Consider the following 20,355-nt stretch of genomic DNA (forward strand, 5'->3'; position numbering starts at 1 on the left):
ATGGGAGATCCGCGGCTATGATCCCTATGGCGACGATGCGGCCTTCGCCACTTTCGACATCGCCTGGTCCAACGACGGCGCGGCCCCCTGCGAGGGCGAGGTGGAAGTCACCACCGTAGGCCAGCCGTTCGGCTTGCGGCCGACCACCGGACCGAGCGGCCGCTGGTCCACCCTGCCCTACAGCCTGACGGACGAGTTTTCGGCGGCGAACCTGACCCCGGTCGCGGGCCGATCCCAAGCCCGCCCAGGCGGCGCGGCCTTGGCGCTTCAGCCGGGCGCGCGCGTCCTGCGCCGCTATCGTCTCGAAGTCGATGTCGATCAACTCAGCCAGGACGGCCTGTTCGAACAGCCGGTGCAATTCGCCTTCCGCGCCAAGGACAACCGCATTTCAGCAGACAAGCTGCTGGTGCTTGCGCTCAACGTCCAGCCGTCGGCCGTCATGGGCCTGCGCGGCGCATTCACCCGCACGGACGGCGGCGGCCGGATCGAACTGGGCGAACTGGCCGAAGGCGGGACCAATCTGCCGCTGCAGGTGTGGGTCAAGAGCACCGGCGGCTATCGCGTCGCGGTATCGTCGCGCAACAAGGGCCGCTTGGTGCTGGCCGAGGACTCGTCCTGGTGGGTGCCCTATCGCCTGAGCCTGGGCAACCGTCCCATCAACCTGGGCACGGGCGGCCAGGTGGAAAGCCGCAAGGGCACCGGCCTGGGCGAAGACGCCTATGACCTGCAACTGCAGGTGGGCGAAACCGCGCGCCGCCGAGCCGGCCTCTACTCTGACCTCATCGAGTTGACCGTAGCGCCGATCTAGGCCGGAGCACGGCATTGCCGGGAATTGAATAGCTCATGCTCCGCTCGCCCCCCGCTCGGGGCGATAAGTCGCGGAAAAATGTAGTTTTCGGCTCCGCTCCCTGTCCGCCGCCTCAATCAATATCCGCCTCATCGCCCTGCGCTCAGGGCAGGCGGCCGCTATGTCGTTTCGAAAGCGGCGATGCTAACCTCGTCGCCTCCCCTTTTTCGACGGATGCGCGACCCCATGACGCCCTTGCCTGCTCTCGCCGCCCTGGCTGCTGACATGACCGCCTGGCGGCGGGACATCCACGCCCACCCGGAACTGTCCGGTCAGGAGTCGCGCACCGCAAAGCTGGTGTTCGACGTGCTGGAAGGGCTTGGCCTGAAGCCCGAGGGCGGCATCGGCGGAGAAGGCGTGGTCGCCGTCATCGAAGGGCGCGAACCCGGCCCGTCCATCGGCCTGCGCGCCGACATGGACGCCCTGCCCATGAACGACGACAGCAACGTCCCCCACGCCTCGACGAGGCCCGGCGTCTCGCACGCCTGCGGCCACGACGGCCATACGGCGACCCTGCTGGGCGTGGCGCGCCATCTGGCCGCCAATCCGCCTGCGCGCGGCCGCGTGGTGCTGATCTTCCAACCGGCGGAAGAGACGGGTCTGGGCGCCGTCGCCATGATCGAGGACGGCCTGTTCGACCGCTACCCGTGCGACGAGGTCTATGGCTATCACAACATGCCGCTGCTGCCGCTGGGCGAAGCGGCGGTCCACACCGGCCCGACCATGAACGGCTATAAGGTGTGGGAGATCGATATTCGGGGCGTCGGCGGCCACGGCGCCGCCCCGCACAAGACCAAAGACCCCGTTCAGGCCGCCGTGCGCGTAGCCTCGGAAATCTCGTCCATCGTCGGCCGTCACGTCGACCCGATGGAGCCCGCCCTGATCACCGTCACCAAGCTTCAGGCCGGGTCGTCGCACAATGTCGTGCCGCACGAAGCCAGTCTGGCGGGCACCCTGCGCGCCACCTCATCCGACGTGATCGAAACGATGTGGCAGAAGCTTCAGGACATCTGCGCGGGCGTCGGCGTCATGACCGGCTGCACCGTCACGGTGCGCGAGACGGCGGGCGTACCGCCCGTCTTCAACGCCGCCGCTCAGGCCGATGTGGCGGCGGCGGCGGCGGGCGGCGTGTTCGGCGCGGACAAGGTGCATCGCGACCTGAAGCCGTACCCGTTCACCGACGACTTCGCCTATATGCTGCAGATCGCGCCGGGCGCCTATTTCTTCGTCGGCCAGGGCGGGACGATGGTCCACCAGACCGCCTATGACTTCAACGACGACCTGCTGCCGAACGTGGCCTCGGTCTTCGCCCGGATCGTCGAGGCGAAGCTGTCCTGAAGGCAGGTCAGGGCGGCGGGATCAGGCGCGCAGCGTGGCCCCGCCGTCGACGTAGAGATCCGTCATGGTGATGTGGGCGGCGCGGTCGGACAGCAGGAAGACCACCGCCTCGGCGATGTCTTCGGGCGTCGCCAGCTTTTGCAGCGGAATGCCCGCCTTGAACGTCTCGAGCGAGCCGGCGATGACGCGGGCGGCGCCGTCTTCATCGGCCCACATGCCGGTCTGCATCGGCGTCAGGGTCGAGCCGGGGGCGACGATGTTGCAGCGGACGCCCTTCGGTCCCAGCTCCAGCCCCAGACAGCGGGTGAACATGGTCGCCGCCGCCTTGGACGCGGCGTAGGCCGCCATCGCATGACGCGGCACCCCCGCCGCGTTGGAGCTGACGGTGACGAAAGCGCGGCTCTTCTTATCTTTTGGGCCCCGCTCGCCCATCCGGCGCGACGCCGCGCGGCCCAGATGGAAGACCCCGTCCGCATTGACCGCAAAGACGCGGCGCCATTCGGCGTCGGAGGTCTGATCGACCGTCACATTGGACAGAACGCCCGCCACGCTGGCGACAAAGTCGATCGGGCCGTCCTCGGCCTCGATGCGGTCGAACAGGGCCTCGACCGCCGCGCCGTCGGACACGTCGAGCGGCTCGACGCGCACGCCGTTCAGGAAGGCCAGACCCGACAGGGCGGTGGACGGCAGGTCGGTCGCGACCACGCGCGCGCCCTCCTCGACCAGCAGGCGCACCACGGCGGCGCCAATGCCGCCGCCCGCCCCCGTGACCAGGGCCAGACGGCCGGACAGTCCGCTGTCTCTCATCGTGTCGTATCCTCTGCGGCGGTCATGCGGGCGTCCAGCGCCGGGGCGATCAAGGCCGTCGCCGCCGGACCGGTCAGTTGCGGGTGCAGGAAGGGAACCTCGACCACGTCCAGATCGGCGGCGTAAGCGCGCCACAGGCCGGGCGTCAGGTCGCGCTCCTTGTGGTCCAGCGCCGCGCGGACGTGGGTGGTGCGGCCGCCGAAGGCCTTGTGATGATGTTCACGCACCAGACGGTTGGTGTCCAGCACCACGCGGATCACTCCGTCCAGCGCCGCCTCGGGCAGGCCGCCCAGCGCGCTGTCGCCCGCCTTCAGGAAGGCGAGAATGGCCGCGCGGCTGCGCAGCTCAGGATACAGGGTCGGGTCATATCCGGCGATGGCCAGAATGGCGCGCATGGCGTCGACCGGGTCCGGGTCCGGCTCGGCGCGCCAGCACTCGGCCGGGTAGGAGTCCAGCATGGCCATCAGCCCGACCTTGACCCCGCGTCGCTCCAGCTCGACCGCCGCCGCCTGGGCGATGATGCCGCCGACGGACCAGCCTGCGATGTGAACCGGGCCGGGCGCGCCCAAGGCCAGAATGTGATCGACATAGACGGACGCCAGCGCGTCGATCCCGTCCGGCAGGGCGTTATCGGGGTCCAGCGCGGGCGACTGCACGCCCCACACCGTGCGGCGCGGCGACAGGGCGCGCGCCAGGGTGCGATAGCCCCACGACAGCCCCCCCGCCGGGTGGATCAGGAACAGCGGCGGCAGGGCCGGATCGCCCTCGGCCAGACGGATCAGCACGCCCAGCCCGTTGTCGAAGTCCAGCGCCTCGGCGTCGATCAGGGCGGCCAGTTCAGCCACGCGCGGCCGGTCGAACAGGGCGCCCAGTCCCGGATCGCGCCCCAGCCGTTCGCGGATCAGCATCATCAGATGCACAGCCAGCAGGGAGTCGCCGCCCAGGGTGAAGAAGTCGTCGTCGGCGCCCGCCGGTTCGGCCCGGCCCAGCGCTTCGGCGAACAGTTCGGCGATGATCTTCTCGGTCGGCGTCTCGGCCGCCCGGCCCGCAGCGGCCTCGAACACCGGGGCGGGCAGCGCCTTGCGGTCCAGCTTGCCATTGGAGGTCGTCGGCAGGGCGTCCAGCGCCACGATGGCGGCGGGCACCATGTAGTCGGGCAGGCGCGCGGCCAGCTTCGCCTTCAGGGCGTTGGGGTCATACCCCTCGGCCGGGACCAGATAGGCGACCAGACGGCGCTCGCCGGGCCGGTCTTCGCGCGCCAGCACCACCGTCTCGTGCGCCAGACCGCTGGCGATGACGGCGGCTTCGATCTCGCCCAGTTCGATGCGCAGGCCGCGGATCTTCACCTGATGGTCGCTGCGGCCCAGATAGACCACCGCCCCGTCCGCACGGCGCCGCGCCACGTCGCCGGTGCGATACAGCCGCTGGCCCGGATGGTGCGGGTCGGGGATGAAGCGGTCCTCGGTCAGGTCGGGCCGGTTCAGATAGCCGCGCGCCAGTTGCACGCCGCCCAGATGCAGATGGCCGCCCATGCCGGGCGCTACCGGGCGCAGCCGCTCGTCCAGAATGACCAGCCGCGTGTTCCACACCGGCCAGCCGATCGGCATGGGGCGGGACGTATCGTCCGGCCCGGCGGCCCAATAGCTGACGTCCACCGCCGCCTCGGTCGGGCCGTAGAGGTTGTGCAGTTCCGCCGTCACCGTCTGGTGGAAACGGTCGCGCAGCTCGGCGGGAAGCTCCTCGCCGCTGCAGAAGACGTGGGCGACCGCGATACCCTTCGCCGCCGGATCGGCCAGAAAGGCCGACAGCATGGAGGGGACGAAGTGCAGGTCGGTGATCGCATGGCGGCGGATCAGCCCGGCGATGGCCGCCGGATCGCGGTGCGCGCCGGGCGGGGCCACGACCAGTTCGCCGCCGGAAATCAGCGCCAGGAAGAACTCCCACACCGACACGTCGAAGGTGGCGGGCGTCTTCTGCAGGATGCGGGTCTGAGCGCCGATCCCATACTCGGCCTGCATCCACAGCAGGCGGTTGACGATGGCCCGATGCTCGACCAGCACCCCCTTGGGATCGCCGGTCGAACCCGAGGTGTAGATGACATAGGCGGCGTCCTCGCCCCCTTGCGCGACGGCAGGAGCCGCCCCGTCCAGCGGCCAGTCGGCGGGCGCCAGCAGGGCCTGGCCGAAGGCGCCGCCGATGTCTTCATGAGCCAGGACGACGCTCGGCCCGGCGGCGCGGACGATGGCGGCGATGCGCTCGGCCGGATGCTCCAGATCAAGCGGCAGATAGGCGCCGCCGGCGCGCAAGGTCGCGACCAGCGCGATCACCAGTTCCAGCGAACGCGGCAGGGCTACGGCGACAAGGCTCTCGTGCCCCACGCCGCGCGCCGCCAGCGCCGAGGCCAGCGCGGCCGTGCGGCGGTCCAGTTCGGCGTAGGTCAGGGTCTGATCGCCGAAGGTCAGCGCCGGGGCGTGCGGCGTCGCCTGCATGGCCGCCTCCAGCAGGGAGGTCAGCGTCGTGTCGGGGACCGGATGGGCGGTGGCGTTGAAGGCTTCCAGTTCGCGCGCGGCCTCGCTCGGCGTGGCGATGGGAACCTCGCCCAGCGTCTCGGCGTCCAGCGCGTTGGTGAGGAAGGCGGCCAGACGCTCTGCGTGGGCGGCGGCCTCCTCCAGCGTGTAGAGGTCGGGGTTGGCGTCGACCTCCAGCGTCAGAGCCGGGGCGGCGTCGCCGCGGAAGGTGAAGCTGATGTCGTCCACCGGGCCGGTGCCCAGCACCTTCAGCGTCGTGTCCAGCCCCGCAAAGCGCGGCGGCAGGTCGAACGGCAGGACGTTGACCAGCGGCCCATACAGACGCCGCGCCCCGCCGATCAGGCCCAGATCGCGCCGCAACTGCTCGCTGCGGTAACGACCGTGGCGGCGGGTCTTGATCAGGGCCTTGGAGGCGAGGATCAACTGCTCGTCCAGCGGCGCGTCCTCGTCCAGCGTCAGGCGCAGCGGCGGGACGTTCATGATCATGGCGGGCGTGCGCGCCGAGACGCTGCCCATGCGGCCCATCCACGGCACGCCGATCACGGCCTCTTCCGCGCCCGAGAAGCGGCGGACATAGGCGGCGCCGATGGCCGTCAGAACGTCGGGCCATGACAGGCGACCAGCCTCGGCGCGGGCGCGCAGGCGAGCCGTGACCTCAGGCGGCAGGGCGCGCTCAATCCGGTGGAAACGGTGGGCGGTCGTGGCCTTGCCCGGCGCCAGAGAGGCGACCTCAGGCGCGTCGCCCATGATCTCGCGCCAGTAAGCCGCGTCGGCCGTGCGCTTGTCGGAGGCGCGATAGGCGGCGTCTTCTTCCCACACCTTGGCGATGGGGTTGAAGACCGGGCCGGGCGCCGGGCCGCCGCGCGCGGCGTTGTAGAGTTCCGCCACGCGGTTGGTCAGCAGGGCCATGCCGAAGCCGTCGGTGGCCAGGTGGTGAACGCGCAGGCTCCACAGGAAGCGTTGCGGTCCCATGCGGAACAGGATGTTGGCAGCCAGAGGGTCGCGCGTCGGGTCCAGCGGCGTCTCATGGTCGCGGCGCATGGCGGCCATGGCCTCGGCGACCGGATCGGCGGCGGCGGACACGTCGACGATCTGAAGCAAGGGCCGATGGGTCGGGTCGAGGGTCTGGAACACCTCGCCGCCTCGCTCGACGAAACGCAGCGAAAGCGCCTCGGCCTCAGCCGCGGTCTGATCGACGGCGGCGCGGAAGGCCTCGACGTCCAGATCGCCCCGGATGTCGAGATAGTGGGCCGTGTTGAAGATCGGATTGGCCGGGTCCAGCCTCTGGGCGAACCACAGGCCGGATTGGGCTTCCGTCAGCGGGTGTTCCAGCACCGCCGCCATGCGTCCGTCGTCCATGATACAGGCGTCAGGCGTCGTGACCGGCGGCGCGCAGGCGCGCCTGAACCACGCTCCACCAGCCCGCAAGCGTGGTGTGTTCAGCCAGTTCGCTGAACTCCAGCGGCACGGCCTCGCTCCACGCCAGCGACAGGTTGAGGGCGCGCAAGGAGTCGACGCCCAGGTCCATCAGATTGTCGTCGTCCAGAATGGAGTCCGGCGTTTCGTGCAGCACGGCGGCGACATCGGCGCGCATCCGCTCCAGCGTCAGATCCTGCGGGGTCAGCTTGGTCATGTCAGTCGTTCCAGAACGCGCGCCGTCGAAAGGGCCACGGCGCAGGTGTCGGCGGCCCAGGCCACCGCGCCCATATGCTTGTCGCGCGAGAAGTCGCCAAGCGCATCGGCGACGAAGAAGGGTTCGATATCGCGCTGAAACGCCTCGGCCGCCGTCAGCTGGCAGCCGATGTGGGCGTAGACGCCGCAGACGATCAGCTGGTCCCGCCCCCGCACGCGCATCAACGTCTCGAGGTTGCTGCGCTGAAAGGCGCTGTAGCGGTGCTTGACCAGAGGGAAGTCGCCCGGCGCCGGGGCCAGTTCGGGCAGTATCTCTTCATGCTCGGGCGCGCGACTCATGCCCGGTCCCCACAAATCTGCTTGAAGACCCCGGTCGCGGCGATCCTGATCGCCATGCTGGGCCGTGTAGAAGACCGGAACGCCCGCCGCCCGCGCCGCGGCGATCAGGCGGGCGATGTTGGCGATCAGGCCAGGCAGAGGCTCGGCGCCCGGCGCATAGGGGCGCATGAAATAGCGCTGCATGTCGTGGACCAGCAGGGCGGCGCGATCACGCTCCAGCGTCCACTGGGCGCGCGAGGCGGGGATCTCCGCCTCGGTCGGCAGGGCGTAGGCCGGGACGGTGGGCAGACCCTTTGATGCGGTCACGCCTTGCCCTCGTCTTCCAGAATGCGCTGACGCAGGGCGGCGCGCAGTTCGCGGCGGCTGACCTTGCCCACGGCGGTCACGGCGAAGTCGTCGACGAAGACGATCTGGTCCGGCACCTTGAAGTCGGCGATGTCGCGCTTGCGCATCCACGCCTTCAGCTCGACGCCGCGCGGCGCGGCGCCGTCGGGGATGATGAAGGCGCAGATGCGCTCGCCCAGATAGTCGTCGGGCACCGACACCACAGCGGCGTCGAAGACGGCCGGATGGGCCAGCAGGTGATCCTCGACCTCCTCGGCCGAGATCTTCTCGCCCGCGCGGTTGATGTGGTCGGTGGCCCGACCCATGACGACCAGATAGCCCTCGGGCGTGCGGCGCACCACGTCGCCGGTGCGATAGAAGCCGTCCTCGGTGAAGGACCGCGCATTGGCCGCCGGTTCGTTGTGATAGGCGCGGATCGTATAGGGCCCGCGCGTCAGCAGATTGCCCGGCTCGCCCTCGGCCACGGGCGCGCCCGCGTCGTCGACGATCAGGATTTCATCGTCGGGGCTGATCGGTCGCCCCTGCGTCTCCACGATCAGGCTCTCGGGGTCGTCCAGCCGGGTGTAGTTGACCAGCCCCTCGGCCATGCCGAACACCTGCTGCAGGGTGCAGCCCAGCTCCGGGCGCACGCGCCGCGCCGCCTCGGGCAGGAACTTGGCCCCGCCGACCAGCAGCACCTGAAGGCTGGACAGGTCGTGGGTCTTCTTGGCCGCAGCCTGCATCCACAGCAGGGCCAGAGGCGGCACCAGTCCGGTAATCGTCACCCCCTCGCGCGCGATCAGCGGAAAGCAGACGTCCGGCGACGGCGACGGCGCCATCACCACCGTCGCCCCGACATAGAGGGCGCCCAGATAGCCCGGCGAACTCATCGGGAAATTATGCGCCGCCGGCAGGGCCGTCAGATAGACGCTCTCCGGCTCCAGCCCCGAGATGTCGGCGCTTTCGCGCACGCTGTAGAGATAGTCGTCGTGGGTGCGCGGGATCAGCTTGGACAGGCCGGTCGAGCCGCCCGAAATCTGCAGGAAGGCCACGTCGGACGGATCGGCGTCGTCCGTCGGCAGGGAGGCCGGATCGGCGCGAAAACCGTCGAAGGATGCGAACTCCTCGGCCTCGCCCACCACGACCACATGGCGCAGAGCGGGAACCTCGGCCTGAACGGCGCGGGCCAGGGCGCGATAGTCGAAACCTTCATGCCGGTCGGCCACGACATAGGCGGCGGCTTCCGAACGTTTCAGGAAATGAACGATCTCGGTCGAGCGGTGCGCGGGCAGCGCATAAACGGGGATCAGCTTGGCCCGGAACAAGCCGAAGATCACGCTGAGGAACTCAGGCAGGTTCGGCAACTGCACCACCACCCGGTCGCCCGGCTTCAGCCCCAGCGCCAGAAAACCGGCGGCGGCCGTCTCGGCCTTTTGCAGCAGCTCGCCATAGGTCCAGCGTTGGTCCATGCCGACCACGGCGACTGCGTCAGGCTGCGCCTCCGCCCGGCTGCGCAGCAGTTGGGAGAAGGTTTCGCCGCGCCAATAGCCCTTGGCCCGATAATGCGCCGCCATGTCGTCCGGCCAGACCTGTTGCAGGGGAATCATACGCTCGCCTCATCCACGCCCAGGGCGCGCAGGACGGCCTGGAACTTACCCGACGTCTCGTCCGCCTCGGCGGCGGGATCGGAGCCTTCGACAATGCCCGCTCCGGCATAGAGACGCGCCTGATCGCCGCACGTCTCGGCGCAGCGCAGCGAGACGTACCACGCCCCGTCGCCGAAGGCGTTGGTCCAGCCCACGGCCCCGGCATAGAAGCCCCGGTCATAGCCTTCAAGCGCGTGGATCATCTCGGCCGCCTGATCGCGCGGCGAGCCGCAGACGGCGGGCGTCGGATGCAGCAGGGCGGCCAGTTCCGCGGCGGAGGTTTCGTCGGGGCGATGCAGCCGTCCCTCGATGCGGGTGCCCAGGTGCCACATGGTCCTGGTCGAGACGAGCGCCGGGCCCGGCGGCGCGCGCAGGTCGCTGCAGTATGGCGCCAACAGGTCCATGATGGCCTCGACCACCAGGGCGTGTTCGCGGCGGTCCTTGTCCGAGGCCAGCAGGCTATGCGCCGCCGCCTCGTCCTGCACCACGTCGATGCTGCGGCGGGTCGATCCGGCCAACGGGTGAGAAAAGACAGCCGGGCCGCGCTTGGACGCCAGCAGTTCGGGCGTGGCGCCGACCAGACGGCGCATGGCGCCGCCCTGTCCAGCTTGTTGGCCCTCGCCCAGCGGCGTCAGGAAACGAGCGGCGGTCGGGTCGGCCTTCAGGTCGCGCCACAGGGCGAAGGGGTCGATCGCGCCGTCGCCCTGAACCTTCAGGCTGCGCGACAGCACCACCTTGTCGACCGGCTCGGCGCGGCCCTGAGAGGCGCGCATGGCCTCAAGCGCCTGCGTCACCGCCGCCTCATAGGCCGCGCGCGAAGGCTCGGGCGTCAGGGCGCGGATCGCAGGGCGAGACGCCGTAGAAGACATGTCCCAGATGCGGTTGGCGGCGCGCTTGGGCAGGAACAGGCAGTCGTCGGCGCTGCGGTCGAACGGCAGGGCGCCGACCAGCAGGCGCGGCGACGGCTCATCGGTTTCCGGGGCGACCGGCAGATCGGCGAAGAAGCGGCGCACGCGCTCGCCCAGGGTCGCCGCCGGTCCCGGCGTCAGGCGCTGCTTCAGGCCCGTGGTGAAGAGCCGCAGCTCCGGCGTGCTCAATCCAAAAGCCCAGTCCATGTCGTCCTTCGGCGCGGCGGCCTCATGCCGTTCGGATGCGCCGCCGCCGATCTGAACCGACAGATCGGGCGCGCCCCAGAACTCCGCTACTCTCGACTCCATGCTGATCCCTGCCGCACTCAAGCTGTTGCATATCATTCGCAACAAACTGGCCTATAGCCGAGCAACCTTCGCATTGTCTTGCGGCGAGATTAATTCCAAGCCGGTCTGGTCGTTTCGTCGCAGAGGTTTAGAAGGGCGCTCATGCGAATGCTTGTCATTGACGATGATGCCCGAACCCGCGCCTTCGTGGCCGAAGGCCTGCGCCAGCAGGGGCATACGGTCGATGAGGCGGGCGACGGCGAGGCCGGTCTGCACATGGCGATGGAGGGCGCATACGCCGCCATCGTCGTTGACCGCATGATGCCGGGGCTGCCCGGTCTGGAAGCGGTCCAGGCCATGCGCGCGGGCGGGCTGAAGACGCCGGTGCTGATGCTGACGGCGCTGGGCTCGGTCGACGACCGGGTGGCGGGGCTGAACGCGGGCGCCGACGACTATCTGGTCAAGCCCTTCGCCTTCAGCGAACTGAGCGCGCGGCTGCAGGCGCTGGTGCGGCGCCCCCCGCTGGCCGAAGCCACGACGCGGCATCGGGTCGCCGATCTGGAGGTCGACGTGGCCGCCCACCGGGCGACCCGCGCGGGCCGGACGCTGGACCTGACCCCGCATGAGTTCAAACTGTTGGAGCGGCTGGCGCGCAACGCCGGTCACGCCGTAACGCGCACCATGCTGCTGGAAAGCCTGTGGGGCTTTCACTTCGACCCCCGCGCCAATCTGATCGACGCCCACATCAGCCGCCTGCGCGCCAAGGTGGATCGCGGCTTCGATCAGGAGCTGATCCATACCATCCGGGGGGTGGGCTATGTCCTCAAGGCCCCGGACTGAACCGAAACGCCCGTCGGTCTGGTCCACGGCCAGCCTGCGCTACGCCGCCGCCTTCTCGGCCCTGTTCGGACTGGGCGCGGCGGTGATGATCGCGGGGGTGGACTATGGGCTGATGCGCTTCGCCGAGGCCGAGGTCCGCGACGGGCTGAACCATCAGATGGACGTCATGCGCGCCGACGCTGACCGGCACGGCACGGCCCAGCTGGTGCAGGAGCTGAACGCCGAGGCCCGCAACCGCGACGCCCGCCGCTATCTGTTGCTGGTCGAGGCGCCGGACGGCAGCACCTTCTCCAACGGCCTGACGCGGCTGGCGGTCAATGAGACCGGCTTCCGCCGCAACCTGCCCAACAAGGCGCGCCCCGCGCGATGGCCCGACCAGACGCCGAACATGCTGGCGCTGAGCGCGCGGGCCTCCGACGGCGGCCTGCTGGCGGTCGGACGCGACATCCAGCATCTGGACGAGCTGCGCGGCGGCATCCGCCGCTACGCCCTTATGAGCGGGATCGTCCTGATCCTGCTGGCTCTGGCCGGCGGCTGGTTCGCGGGACGACTGTTCCTGCGGCGTTTGGAAGACGTCAACCAGGCGGTCGGCCGCATCATCGCCGGTCAAGATTCGGCGCGCCTGCCCGCCGTCGGCCTGGGGCGGGAGTTCGATGAGCTGTCGGCCAACCTCAACCGGATGCTGGACCGGCAGGAGGCGGCGCTGACGACGCTGAAGACCCTGTCCGAGGGCGTGGCTCACGAACTGCGCGCGCCGCTGAACCGGATCCGCAATCGACTGGAGGATCTGGCCGCCAATCTGGACGACGCCCAGGCGCGCGAGGCCGCCGTCGAACGCGCGCTGGAGGAGACGGATCAGGTCAGCGCCCTGTTCGAGGCCTTGCTGACCCTGGCGCGGATCGAGAGCGGCGACGCCGCCTTGCAGACCGAGCGGCTGGACCTCGCCGCCCTGGCCGCCACAGTGGCCGACATCTACAGCCCCTTCGTCGAAGAGGCGGGCGGGCGCCTGACCGTCGCCCTCGCCCCTACAGGAGCGGTCGAGGCCGACCCCGCCCTGATCCAGCAGGCCCTGGCCAACCTGATCGAGAACGCCGTCTTCCATGGCGGCGGCCGGATCGAGGTCTCGACGTGCAGCGAAAAAGGCCGGGCGGTCGTCCGCGTCGCCGACCACGGCCCCGGCGTGCCGGAAGCCGAGCGCGACAAGATCCTGCGCCGCTTCTATCGCCTTGGTCAGGGCGGGAGCGGCCATACGTCGGGCGCGGGGCTGGGCCTGGCCATGGTGGCCGCCGTGGCGCGGGCGCACGGCGGCGAACTGCGGCTGGACGACAACCGGCCCGGACTAGCCGTGGAACTGGCGCTGCCGACCGTCTCCTGAACCGTCTGCGCCGTCAGCCCCCACCGGTGCGGGGCCTGGCTCGAATTCAGCGAAGAGGGCGTCGATCAACCACTGGGTTCCGGCGTCCCCGTCCGAGCGTTCGTGCCAGACCAGGTGGTAGTCGAAGGGCCGCATCTCCTGCGGCGCTGGAAAGGCGCCGAGACCATGCGTCGCCGCGAAATGCTCGGCCGCCCGACGCGGCAGCAGGGCCACCGCTTCGCTGGTCTGCAACAGATAGGGAACCAGGGCGAAGCTCTCGGCCCGCACCAGGACGCGGCGCTCGGCCATGTCCGGCAGGTCATCCGCCACCCAGTCGCCGAAGCCGTCCCCCGCCGAGGGGACGACATGGGGCCAGCGCAGCAGTTCGGCGTGCGTCGGCGTCGCCTGATGCACAGGATGATCCGGCCGCGCCAGGCCCAGATGAGTCTCGCGAAATAGCCAGCGCGACTTCAGCCCCGCGCCTTCGGGATTCCATCCCGTCAGCACCAGATCCAGTCGGCCGTCCTCCAGCCGCCGCAGGCTGGCGTCCGACAGAGGCTCGACCGCCAGCTCCACCCCCGACGCCTCATGCTCGATACGGGCCAGGGCCGGCGTCAGAACGCTGAGCAGGCCGAAGTCGGTGGAGGCCAGGCGGAACACCCGCTTCATCCGCCCGACGTCCAGGCCGGGGTCGCGCAGCAGGCTCTCGCCCGCGTCCAGCCAGGCGCGCAAGGGGCCGGACAGGGCCTCGGCGCGCGGCGTCGGCATCATGCCGCGCGGCCCGCGCACCAGCAGAGGGTCGTCGAACTGATCGCGCAGCCGGGCCAGGATGCGGCTCATCGCCGGCTGGCCGATGCCGAGGCGTTCGGCCGCGCGCGAGACGCTGCGCTGCTCGATCAGCACCTGCAGGTGCTGAAGCAGGGTGAAATCGACGCGGTGGGGAAGTCGCCCCGACATATGGCCTCGCTGCATGACGCCCGGCGTCAGCCTCCGCTGTATTAAGAACGCCTCTTAATTGCAACACATCGACATAGGCCTTTGCTCCCAGCCCATCGCGCCTCCGCCGGCCGCGCCCTCATGCGGCTGGGCGAATAGGCCCCATGCCGAATCCGACATTGAGACAATATTGCGAATGATTATTAGGAGCGAGCCGCTCGCACGGTCGAGCTTTCCTCCCCTCCTCGGGCGCTCGTCGCCCGCCAACGCACGCCTTTGGGGGCGCAGATGCACCTATCGAAACGCCGCATCGGGCTGGGCCTGATGACAACCACCCTGCTCGCCACATCGCCGGTCCTGGCCGAGACGATTCCCGCCGATCTCTCAGGCGTCGATCCGCAGGCCACCGCCGTCGGCGATGTGATCGTGACCGCCTCGGGCTCGACCGTCGACGTGCGCGACGCCCCGGCCTCGGTCAGCGTCATCACCCGCGACGAGATCGAACGTCAGCCGGTCCAGAGCCTGGGCGAACTGCTGGGCCGCCTGCCCGGCGTGACCGGCGGCGTCAGCCCGACCGGCGCCATGTCCAAGATCACCATCCGCGGCCTGCCGGACAACTACACCCTGGTTCTGGTCGACGGGCGTCGCGTCGGCAACTCGCGCGACATCAGCTATCGCCCCGACCTGGGCCGACAGGATCTGAACTGGATCTCGCCCGACATGATCGAGCGCATCGAAGTGGTGCGCGGGCCGATGTCGTCGCTCTACGGCTCCGACGCCATGGGCGGCGTCATCAACATCATCACCCGCAAGATCGCCCCGACGTGGCGCGGGTCGGCCAACACCAGCTACACTTGGTCCGAGGATTCCGAGCGCGGCGACGCCTATCAGCTGGGCGTCAACGTGGCCGGTCCGCTCACGGAGAACCTGGGCCTGCGCCTGGGCGCGACCTACGCCCGCACCAATCCGGACGAAGTGAACCTCTCCGGCGCCAACGGCACGGGCGGCGTCGTCAACAAGAGCCTGAACGGCGTGCTGAACTGGACGCCCGTCGAGAACCACAACCTCTCGTTCGAGGCCAACTATGGGGTGGAGGAGCCTCTGGCGCCCAAGCTGCTGGTGCCGAACCGCAACGGCGTGCTGACGCCGCAGGGGGCCTTCGGCTCGGAAACCGAACGCACCAATTTCCGCGCCAGCCACGAAGGCGAATGGTCCTTCGGCAAGACGCGCCTGGACGTCTATCGCAACGCCTTTGAGAACAAGGCGATGGGCGAGTACGGCGGCTCCGGCGAATTCGAGGAGTGGATCGTCGACGGCCTGTGGAACTTCGAGAAGAATTTCGTCTGGCGGCACAAGTTCGCCCTCGGCGCCCAGTACCACCAGGAAGAGCTGACCAACACCGACACCATCGGCACGGTGCCGATCGACTATGACGGCAACGTCATCACCGGGGCCACGCTGAAGGGCGACACGGCGGCCGTCTTCGCCGAGGACCAGATCACCCTGCGCGAAAACCTGCTGCTGACGCTCGGCGGCCGCCTGGACAGCCACGACAAATACGGCGAGCACTTCAGCCCGCGCGCCTATCTGGTCTGGCGCCCGGCCGAGGCCTGGACCCTGCGCGGCGGCGTGTCCAAGGGCTTCCGCGCCCCGTCCCTGAAGGAGAACAGCGCCGGCGCCGCGACCCAGTCCGGCGGCAACGGCTGCCGGGGCCTGATCGGCATGGCCGCCAAGGACAAGAACGGCGACCCGATCCTGGACGGAAACGGCAATCCGCTGGTCTACACCTCGGGCGGCTGCTGGATGGCGGGCAACCCCAACCTCAAGCCCGAGGAAAGCACCAGCTACGAGTTCGGCTTCGCCTATGACGGCGACGCCTACAGCTTCGCCGCCACCTATTTCCACACCGACTTCGAGAACAAGATCCAGTACGCGCCGCTGGGCTATTTCGAAGGCCGCTGGTGGACCAAAAACGAGAACGTCCAGCGCGCCCGCACCAAGGGCCTGGAGCTCAGCGGTTCTGCGGCCCTGCCCTACGACCTGACCCTGCGCGGCAACGCCACCTGGATGATCGAGGCCAAGAACCTGGACACCGGGGCCAGCCTGATCACCACGCCGGAATGGTCGGGTTACGCCTCGCTGGACTGGCGGGCGACCGATCGTCTGGGGCTCATGCTGTCGGCCCAGTACACCGGCGAACAGCTGAGCGGCGGCTCGACCCTGACCAACGCCCGCACCGAGTTCGACCTGACCACAGCCTATGAGGCGTCCGACACGGTGACGCTGCGCGCCGGCGTCTCCAACCTCTTCAACGAGAAGGTCAGCGGCACCGCCGGCGACGGCTACTACTCGCCCGGCCGCCGCTTCTTCGTTGGCCTGACCACCCGCTTCTGATCCGGAGAAACTGCGATCATGACGACCCTGAGCAAATCCCTTCGCGGCGCCGCCTTCGGCGCGCTCCTGGCGGCTTCGGCCGTCGCGGTTCCGGCGGCGGCCTCGGCCCAAGCCCTGTTCTCGGCGCCCGAGCGCCTGGACGGCGGCCAGGTCGGCTTCTCGTCCGGCGAACGCGGCAAGCCCGTCCTGCCGGGCGGCCCGGTCGTGGCCAATGGCCGCGGCTTCCATCCGGGCCAGAGCATCGTCCTGATGTACGGCCAGACGCCGCTGTCGACCGGCCCGATCACGGCGAACGCCGAGGGCGGCTTCGAAGCGCGCCTGACGCTGCCGGCGAACGCCCAGCCCGGCAACCACCCGATCGTGGCGGTGTCGCAGTCGCCCTATAACGCCGTCCTGGCCGATCTGAAGATCTCGCCGAACGTGCCGCTGTCGAATGAAGCGGCCTATCGGATCACCAGCATCCAGCCCACGCGCGGCCTGTACCAGACCGCCTATAGCGCCAAGCGCAACGCCGTCTTCGCCACCTCGGCGGTCGGCCGCCCGCCGGTGCGCCAGTCGGAGCTGCTGCGCCTCAACGCCGACACCCTGGCGATCGAGGCCCGCGTCACCCCGGCCGCCGCGCCGGGCCGCACCGGCCGCGACGGCCAGCCCCAGGACGGCGGCGTCTTCGCCGTCTACGGCGTCGGGGTCGATGACGCCAACGACACCGTCTGGGTCTCGAACAGCCGCCAGAACACGGTCGCCGTCTATCGCCAGTCGGACCTGTCGCTGGTGCGCCAGTTCGAGCCGGGCACGGTCAACCACGCCCGCGACGTCGTCATCGACGAAGAGCACGGCAAGGCCTACGCCAGCGCCACCTTCGAGCCCGAGGTCGTGGTGTTCGACACCGCCGCCCTGACGGTCGCCAAGCGCATCAAGATCGACACGACCGTGCGCGGCGAGACCTTCTCGGCCGCCAGCGTCTCCTATGACCGCGAAGCGCGCCGCCTGTATGTCGCCTCCAACTCGACCAATGAAGTCGCGGTCATCGACGCCGCCGCCGACACCGTGCTGAACGTCTTCCGCGTGCCCGGCGCGCGCAGCGTGATCGGCGTCTCGCACGATCCGCAGACCGACCGCATCTTCGTCGCGGCCCAGGGCACCGACAACCTGGTGGTGCTGAACGGTTCGGACGGCTCGGTCGTGGCCGACACCCCGGTCGGCGCGGGCGCCCTGAACGTGGTGTTCGAGCCGAAGTCGCGTCGCGCCTTCGTCAGCACCTTCGGCGCGGGCACGGTGACGGTGACGGACGTCGACGGCCGCATCGTCGCCAACCTGCCCGCCCCGCCGGTGGCGAACCACGTCTCGACCGATGGTCGCGGCAACGTCTATGTCGCGGTCAAGTCCGGCTGGACCACGGACGGAAACGACTCCGTGCTGCGCATCCGCCCGGCGCGTTGATCCGAACAGCCCCCGCGCCCGGCGCGGGGGCTTTTTTCTTGCCGCCGCGACTAGCCTCGATAAGGCGCGGCGAAGCGCAGCACAGTCGGCAAGGCCGCATAGGGCGTCGAGCCGTGATCCTCGTCCTCCAGCACCCGCAGGCTCGCCCCACGGGCCTCCAGATCGCGGGCGTTGGAGACCATGCGCCGGGCCAGGTGCGCGAACGGCAGCCCCTCCATCTCCTCGCGGGCGCCGACCGCGACCAGCAGGTTCGCGCTCTCGGGCTGGGCGGCGACCACCGCCGGGTTCCACCAGATCGACGGGCTGATCGCGGCGTAGCGGGCGAAGGGCGCTCCGGCGGCGCGCGCCTCGAGGACGAAAAGGCCCGACATGGAATGGCCCATCAACACCGCCTGCTCGAGATCCGCGCCCAAGGCCGCCAGCTGCGGCAGTACCTCCGTGGCCAGCCGCGCCAGCAGGGCCGCGCCCTGCGGCTCCGACGCCTGGCCCTGCGGTCCCGGCGTGAAGGCGTAGGCGGCCACGCGATCAGCCACGCCCGACAGGCTGACCCCCGCCGTCATCATCGCCTCCACCCGCGTCTTGGCCGAGCGCCGCAGCAGCCGTCCGGCGACCTGAGCAGCCGTATCAAAGAAGGCCTCCCCCTCCAGCAGCACCAGAACCGGCCAACCGCCGGGCGGCCGTTCGCCCTGCGGCGTCGCCACCCGCACGTCCACGGCGGGCGCGCCATCGACAGCGGGCAGGCGGATGGCGTAGGGCTGGGTCGTGTCGGGAGCCGCGTCCTTCTGGGACGGGTCTTCAGGGGCGGGCGAGGTCAGCGTCATACGGCCACCCTAGCCTATCTGGCCATTGATATGTATTGCGACGCATTCTCTGAGTGGAGTTCGTGAATTGGCGAACGCTGAAAACGCCGTGCCCGAGGCGGTCGTCGCCTATTCCAGAAGCGTGCGGACCAAGCTGTTCGCCATCGCCGTTTTGGCCGCGCTGGCGGCGGCGGCCCTGCTGCTCGACATCGCCACCGGCCCCTCGTCGATCTCGCCCCTGACGGTGCTGCAAGGGGTGTTCGATCCGTCCAGCCTGACCACGGCCCAGCAGGCCATCGTCTGGCAGGTGCGCCTGCCCTACGCCCTGATGGCGATGATGGTCGGCGCGGCGCTGGCCCTGGCGGGCGCCGAGATGCAGACGGTGCTGAACAATCCGCTGGCCAGCCCCTTTACGCTGGGCGTGTCCTCGGCCGCGTCGTTTGGGGCGTCGCTGGCGATCGTGCTGGGCCTGGGATCGTCCTTCATCGGGGCCGACTGGCTGGTGCCGCTGAACGCCTTCGTCTTCGCCTTCGGTTCGGTGCTGGCGCTGCAAGCCCTGGCGCGGATGAAGGGGTCGGGGATCGAGAGCATCGTCCTGTTCGGCATCGCGCTCGTTTTCGCCTTCAACGCCCTGACGGCCCTGGTGCAGTTCCTGTCCTCGGCCGAGGCGCTGCAGCAACTGGTGTTCTGGACCATGGGATCGCTGTCGCGCGCGACCTGGAGCAATGTCGCGGCCCTGGCGGTGGTGCTGGTCGCGGTCACGCCCTTCTCCCTGCTGTCGTCGCGCGCCCTGACGGCGCTGCGGCTGGGCGAGGACCGGGCCATGAGCTTCGGAGTCGATGTGAAGCGGCTGCGCTTCCTGTCGCTGCTGCGGGTCAGCCTGCTGTCGGCGACGGCCGTGGCCTTCGTCGGCGCCATCGGCTTCATCGGCCTGGTCGGGCCGCACATCGCCCGCCTGCTGGTGGGTGAGGATCACCGCTACTTCCTGCCCGCCAGCGTGCTGGCCGGGGCGGTCATCATGTCGCTGGCCTCGGCGGCGTCCAAGATCATCGTGCCGGGCGTGCTGATGCCCGTCGGCATCGTCACCGCCGTGATCGGGGTGCCGGTCTTCCTGCTGCTGATCTTCCGCAACGGAGGCCGGGCATGAACGACCTGTCGATCAGCGGCCTCGACGCCGGTTACGGCGGCCAGCCCATCATCAGCGGTTTCAGCCTGCCTCCCCTGACCGCAGGCGAAGTCGTCTCCGTCGTCGGCCCCAACGGCGCGGGCAAGAGCACCCTGCTGCGCAGTCTGGCGGGCCTGATCCCGGCGCACGGCTCGATCCGGCTGGACGAGGCCGAACTGACCCGGCTGTCGCTGGCCGACCGGGCCAAGCGCGTCACCTACATGCCGCAGACCCTGCCGCAGGGCGTGGCGCTGACGGTGCTGGAGACGGTGGTGGCCTCGATCCGCGCCACGCCCCTGCGCGGCGCCGTCTACACCGACGCCCAAGCGGCCGAGCGCGCCTATGAGGTGCTGCAACGCATCAACGCCGAGGCTCTGGCCGTGCAACGGCTGGACCGGCTGTCAGGCGGGCAGAAACAGCTGGCCGGGCTGGCTCAGGCTCTGGCGCGCGAGCCGCGCCTGCTGCTGCTGGACGAGCCCACCAGCGCCCTGGACCTGCACTATCAGCTGCGCGTGCTGGGCCTGGCGCGCGAGGCGGCGGCCGAGCGGGGCATGACGGTGATGATCGTCCTGCACGACCTGCAGGCGGCGGCGCGTGTTTCCGACCGGATCGCCGTCATGGCCAAGGGGCGGCTGGTCGCCTTCGGAACGCCGGACGAGGCGATCACGCCCGATATCCTGGCCGAGGTCTATCGCGTCTCGGCCCGCGTCCAGCGCTGCGACCGCGGCGCGCTGCAGGTCATGATCGACGACGTGCTGAGCTAGAGCTT

Annotated in this window: 16 protein-coding genes; 8 read left to right on the forward strand and 8 right to left on the reverse strand. The window is 69.8% G+C overall.

From position 1 onward, the window contains the following. The coding region (locus BDIM_RS00985) for a hypothetical protein (RefSeq protein ID WP_169312109.1) at nucleotides 1-808 on the forward strand (808 nt) is incomplete at its 5' end. A gap of 225 nt (nucleotides 809-1,033) precedes the next feature. Continuing rightward, a complete protein-coding gene (locus BDIM_RS00990; protein ID WP_040344485.1) occupies nucleotides 1,034-2,185 on the forward strand; it encodes an amidohydrolase in 1,152 nt (383 codons plus the stop codon). A 21-nt stretch (nucleotides 2,186-2,206) separates the two neighbouring features. Here BDIM_RS00990 and BDIM_RS00995 read toward each other — a convergent pair whose 3' ends face one another. Genes BDIM_RS00995 through BDIM_RS01020 form a run of 6 tightly spaced genes read right to left on the reverse strand, consistent with a single transcriptional unit; the run spans nucleotide 2,207 to nucleotide 10,678 of the window. After that, nucleotides 2,207-2,992: a 2,3-dihydro-2,3-dihydroxybenzoate dehydrogenase gene (locus BDIM_RS00995; RefSeq protein WP_003163697.1), complete on the reverse strand. Its 786-nt coding sequence runs from the start codon at nucleotides 2,990-2,992 to the stop codon at nucleotides 2,207-2,209. Further along, nucleotides 2,989-6,879, reverse strand: a complete 3,891-nt coding sequence (locus BDIM_RS01000) for a non-ribosomal peptide synthetase (protein ID WP_003163698.1) — start codon at nucleotides 6,877-6,879, stop codon at nucleotides 2,989-2,991. Before BDIM_RS01000 ends, BDIM_RS00995 begins: the two co-directional genes overlap by 4 nt. Nucleotides 6,880-6,889: 10 nt before the next feature. Next, nucleotides 6,890-7,153 carry a phosphopantetheine-binding protein gene (locus BDIM_RS01005; RefSeq protein WP_024353927.1) on the reverse strand — a complete coding sequence of 88 codons (264 nt, stop codon included), beginning with the start codon at nucleotides 7,151-7,153 and terminating at the stop codon, nucleotides 6,890-6,892. After that, nucleotides 7,150-7,797 (reverse strand): isochorismatase family protein, encoded by a 648-nt coding sequence (locus tag BDIM_RS01010; RefSeq protein WP_081461801.1) that lies wholly within the window; start codon nucleotides 7,795-7,797, stop codon nucleotides 7,150-7,152. The genes BDIM_RS01005 and BDIM_RS01010 overlap by 4 nt, the downstream gene beginning before the upstream one ends. After that, a complete protein-coding gene (locus BDIM_RS01015; RefSeq protein WP_003163699.1) occupies nucleotides 7,794-9,422 on the reverse strand; it encodes a (2,3-dihydroxybenzoyl)adenylate synthase in 1,629 nt (542 codons plus the stop codon). Before BDIM_RS01015 ends, BDIM_RS01010 begins: the two co-directional genes overlap by 4 nt. Continuing rightward, nucleotides 9,419-10,678 carry an isochorismate synthase gene (locus tag BDIM_RS01020; protein WP_003163700.1) on the reverse strand — a complete coding sequence of 420 codons (1,260 nt, stop codon included), beginning with the start codon at nucleotides 10,676-10,678 and terminating at the stop codon, nucleotides 9,419-9,421. The genes BDIM_RS01015 and BDIM_RS01020 overlap by 4 nt, the downstream gene beginning before the upstream one ends. Before the next feature lie 141 nt (nucleotides 10,679-10,819). On the opposite strand from BDIM_RS01020, the gene BDIM_RS01025 reads away from it, so the two are divergent. Further along, the gene (locus BDIM_RS01025; RefSeq protein ID WP_040344488.1) at nucleotides 10,820-11,497 is read left to right on the forward strand and encodes a winged helix-turn-helix domain-containing protein; all 678 of its coding nucleotides are present in this window, start codon (nucleotides 10,820-10,822) and stop codon (nucleotides 11,495-11,497) included. After that, nucleotides 11,475-12,872 (forward strand): sensor histidine kinase, encoded by a 1,398-nt coding sequence (locus BDIM_RS01030; RefSeq protein WP_003163703.1) that lies wholly within the window; start codon nucleotides 11,475-11,477, stop codon nucleotides 12,870-12,872. Before BDIM_RS01025 ends, BDIM_RS01030 begins: the two co-directional genes overlap by 23 nt. On the opposite strand, the gene BDIM_RS01035 is transcribed toward BDIM_RS01030, so the two are convergent. Continuing rightward, nucleotides 12,837-13,808: a LysR family transcriptional regulator gene (locus BDIM_RS01035; protein ID WP_003163704.1), complete on the reverse strand. Its 972-nt coding sequence runs from the start codon at nucleotides 13,806-13,808 to the stop codon at nucleotides 12,837-12,839. The genes BDIM_RS01030 and BDIM_RS01035 overlap by 36 nt on opposite strands. Before the next feature lie 267 nt (nucleotides 13,809-14,075). Here BDIM_RS01035 and BDIM_RS01040 point away from each other — a divergent pair, with 267 nt between their 5' ends. Then, nucleotides 14,076-16,181: a TonB-dependent receptor domain-containing protein gene (locus BDIM_RS01040; protein WP_003163705.1), complete on the forward strand. Its 2,106-nt coding sequence runs from the start codon at nucleotides 14,076-14,078 to the stop codon at nucleotides 16,179-16,181. A gap of 18 nt (nucleotides 16,182-16,199) precedes the next feature. After that, entirely contained in the window at nucleotides 16,200-17,621 is a 1,422-nt protein-coding gene (locus BDIM_RS01045; RefSeq protein ID WP_003163706.1) for a YncE family protein, read from the forward strand. A gap of 50 nt (nucleotides 17,622-17,671) precedes the next feature. Here the strand turns inward: BDIM_RS01045 and BDIM_RS01050 are convergent, their stop codons facing one another. After that, nucleotides 17,672-18,442, reverse strand: coding sequence for an alpha/beta hydrolase (locus BDIM_RS01050; RefSeq protein WP_003163707.1), 771 nt, complete (start codon nucleotides 18,440-18,442; stop codon nucleotides 17,672-17,674). Between the two features lie 67 nt (nucleotides 18,443-18,509). Between BDIM_RS01050 and BDIM_RS01055 the strand changes: the two genes are divergently transcribed. Both BDIM_RS01055 and BDIM_RS01060 read left to right on the forward strand, forming a co-directional pair. Beyond that, a complete protein-coding gene (locus tag BDIM_RS01055; RefSeq protein WP_003163708.1) occupies nucleotides 18,510-19,568 on the forward strand; it encodes a FecCD family ABC transporter permease in 1,059 nt (352 codons plus the stop codon). Further along, a complete protein-coding gene (locus BDIM_RS01060; RefSeq protein ID WP_003163709.1) occupies nucleotides 19,565-20,350 on the forward strand; it encodes an ABC transporter ATP-binding protein in 786 nt (261 codons plus the stop codon). The genes BDIM_RS01055 and BDIM_RS01060 overlap by 4 nt, the downstream gene beginning before the upstream one ends. Nucleotides 20,351-20,355 lie beyond the last annotated feature (5 nt).

The organism is Brevundimonas diminuta ATCC 11568, from assembly GCF_000204035.1.
Taxonomy (GTDB): Bacteria; Pseudomonadota; Alphaproteobacteria; order Caulobacterales; family Caulobacteraceae; genus Brevundimonas; species Brevundimonas diminuta.

Excerpts from the sequence above, each read along its gene's own strand:
- BDIM_RS00990 (WP_040344485.1), top strand. The coding sequence starts at position 1,034 with ATGACGCCCTTGCCTGCTCTCGCCGCCCTGGCTGCTGACATGACCGCC.
- BDIM_RS01025 (WP_040344488.1), top strand. The coding sequence starts at position 10,820 with ATGCGAATGCTTGTCATTGACGATGATGCCCGAACCCGCGCCTTCGTG.
- BDIM_RS01060 (WP_003163709.1), top strand. The coding sequence starts at position 19,565 with ATGAACGACCTGTCGATCAGCGGCCTCGACGCCGGTTACGGCGGCCAG.
- BDIM_RS01000 (WP_003163698.1), bottom strand. The coding sequence starts at position 6,879 with ATGGACGACGGACGCATGGCGGCGGTGCTGGAACACCCGCTGACGGAA.
- BDIM_RS01030 (WP_003163703.1), top strand. The coding sequence starts at position 11,475 with ATGTCCTCAAGGCCCCGGACTGAACCGAAACGCCCGTCGGTCTGGTCC.
- BDIM_RS01050 (WP_003163707.1), bottom strand. The coding sequence starts at position 18,442 with ATGACGCTGACCTCGCCCGCCCCTGAAGACCCGTCCCAGAAGGACGCG.
- BDIM_RS00995 (WP_003163697.1), bottom strand. The coding sequence starts at position 2,992 with ATGAGAGACAGCGGACTGTCCGGCCGTCTGGCCCTGGTCACGGGGGCG.
- BDIM_RS01035 (WP_003163704.1), bottom strand. The coding sequence starts at position 13,808 with ATGTCGGGGCGACTTCCCCACCGCGTCGATTTCACCCTGCTTCAGCAC.
- BDIM_RS01045 (WP_003163706.1), top strand. The coding sequence starts at position 16,200 with ATGACGACCCTGAGCAAATCCCTTCGCGGCGCCGCCTTCGGCGCGCTC.
- BDIM_RS01020 (WP_003163700.1), bottom strand. The coding sequence starts at position 10,678 with ATGGAGTCGAGAGTAGCGGAGTTCTGGGGCGCGCCCGATCTGTCGGTT.
- BDIM_RS01005 (WP_024353927.1), bottom strand. The coding sequence starts at position 7,153 with ATGACCAAGCTGACCCCGCAGGATCTGACGCTGGAGCGGATGCGCGCC.
- BDIM_RS01015 (WP_003163699.1), bottom strand. The coding sequence starts at position 9,422 with ATGATTCCCCTGCAACAGGTCTGGCCGGACGACATGGCGGCGCATTAT.
- BDIM_RS01040 (WP_003163705.1), top strand. The coding sequence starts at position 14,076 with ATGCACCTATCGAAACGCCGCATCGGGCTGGGCCTGATGACAACCACC.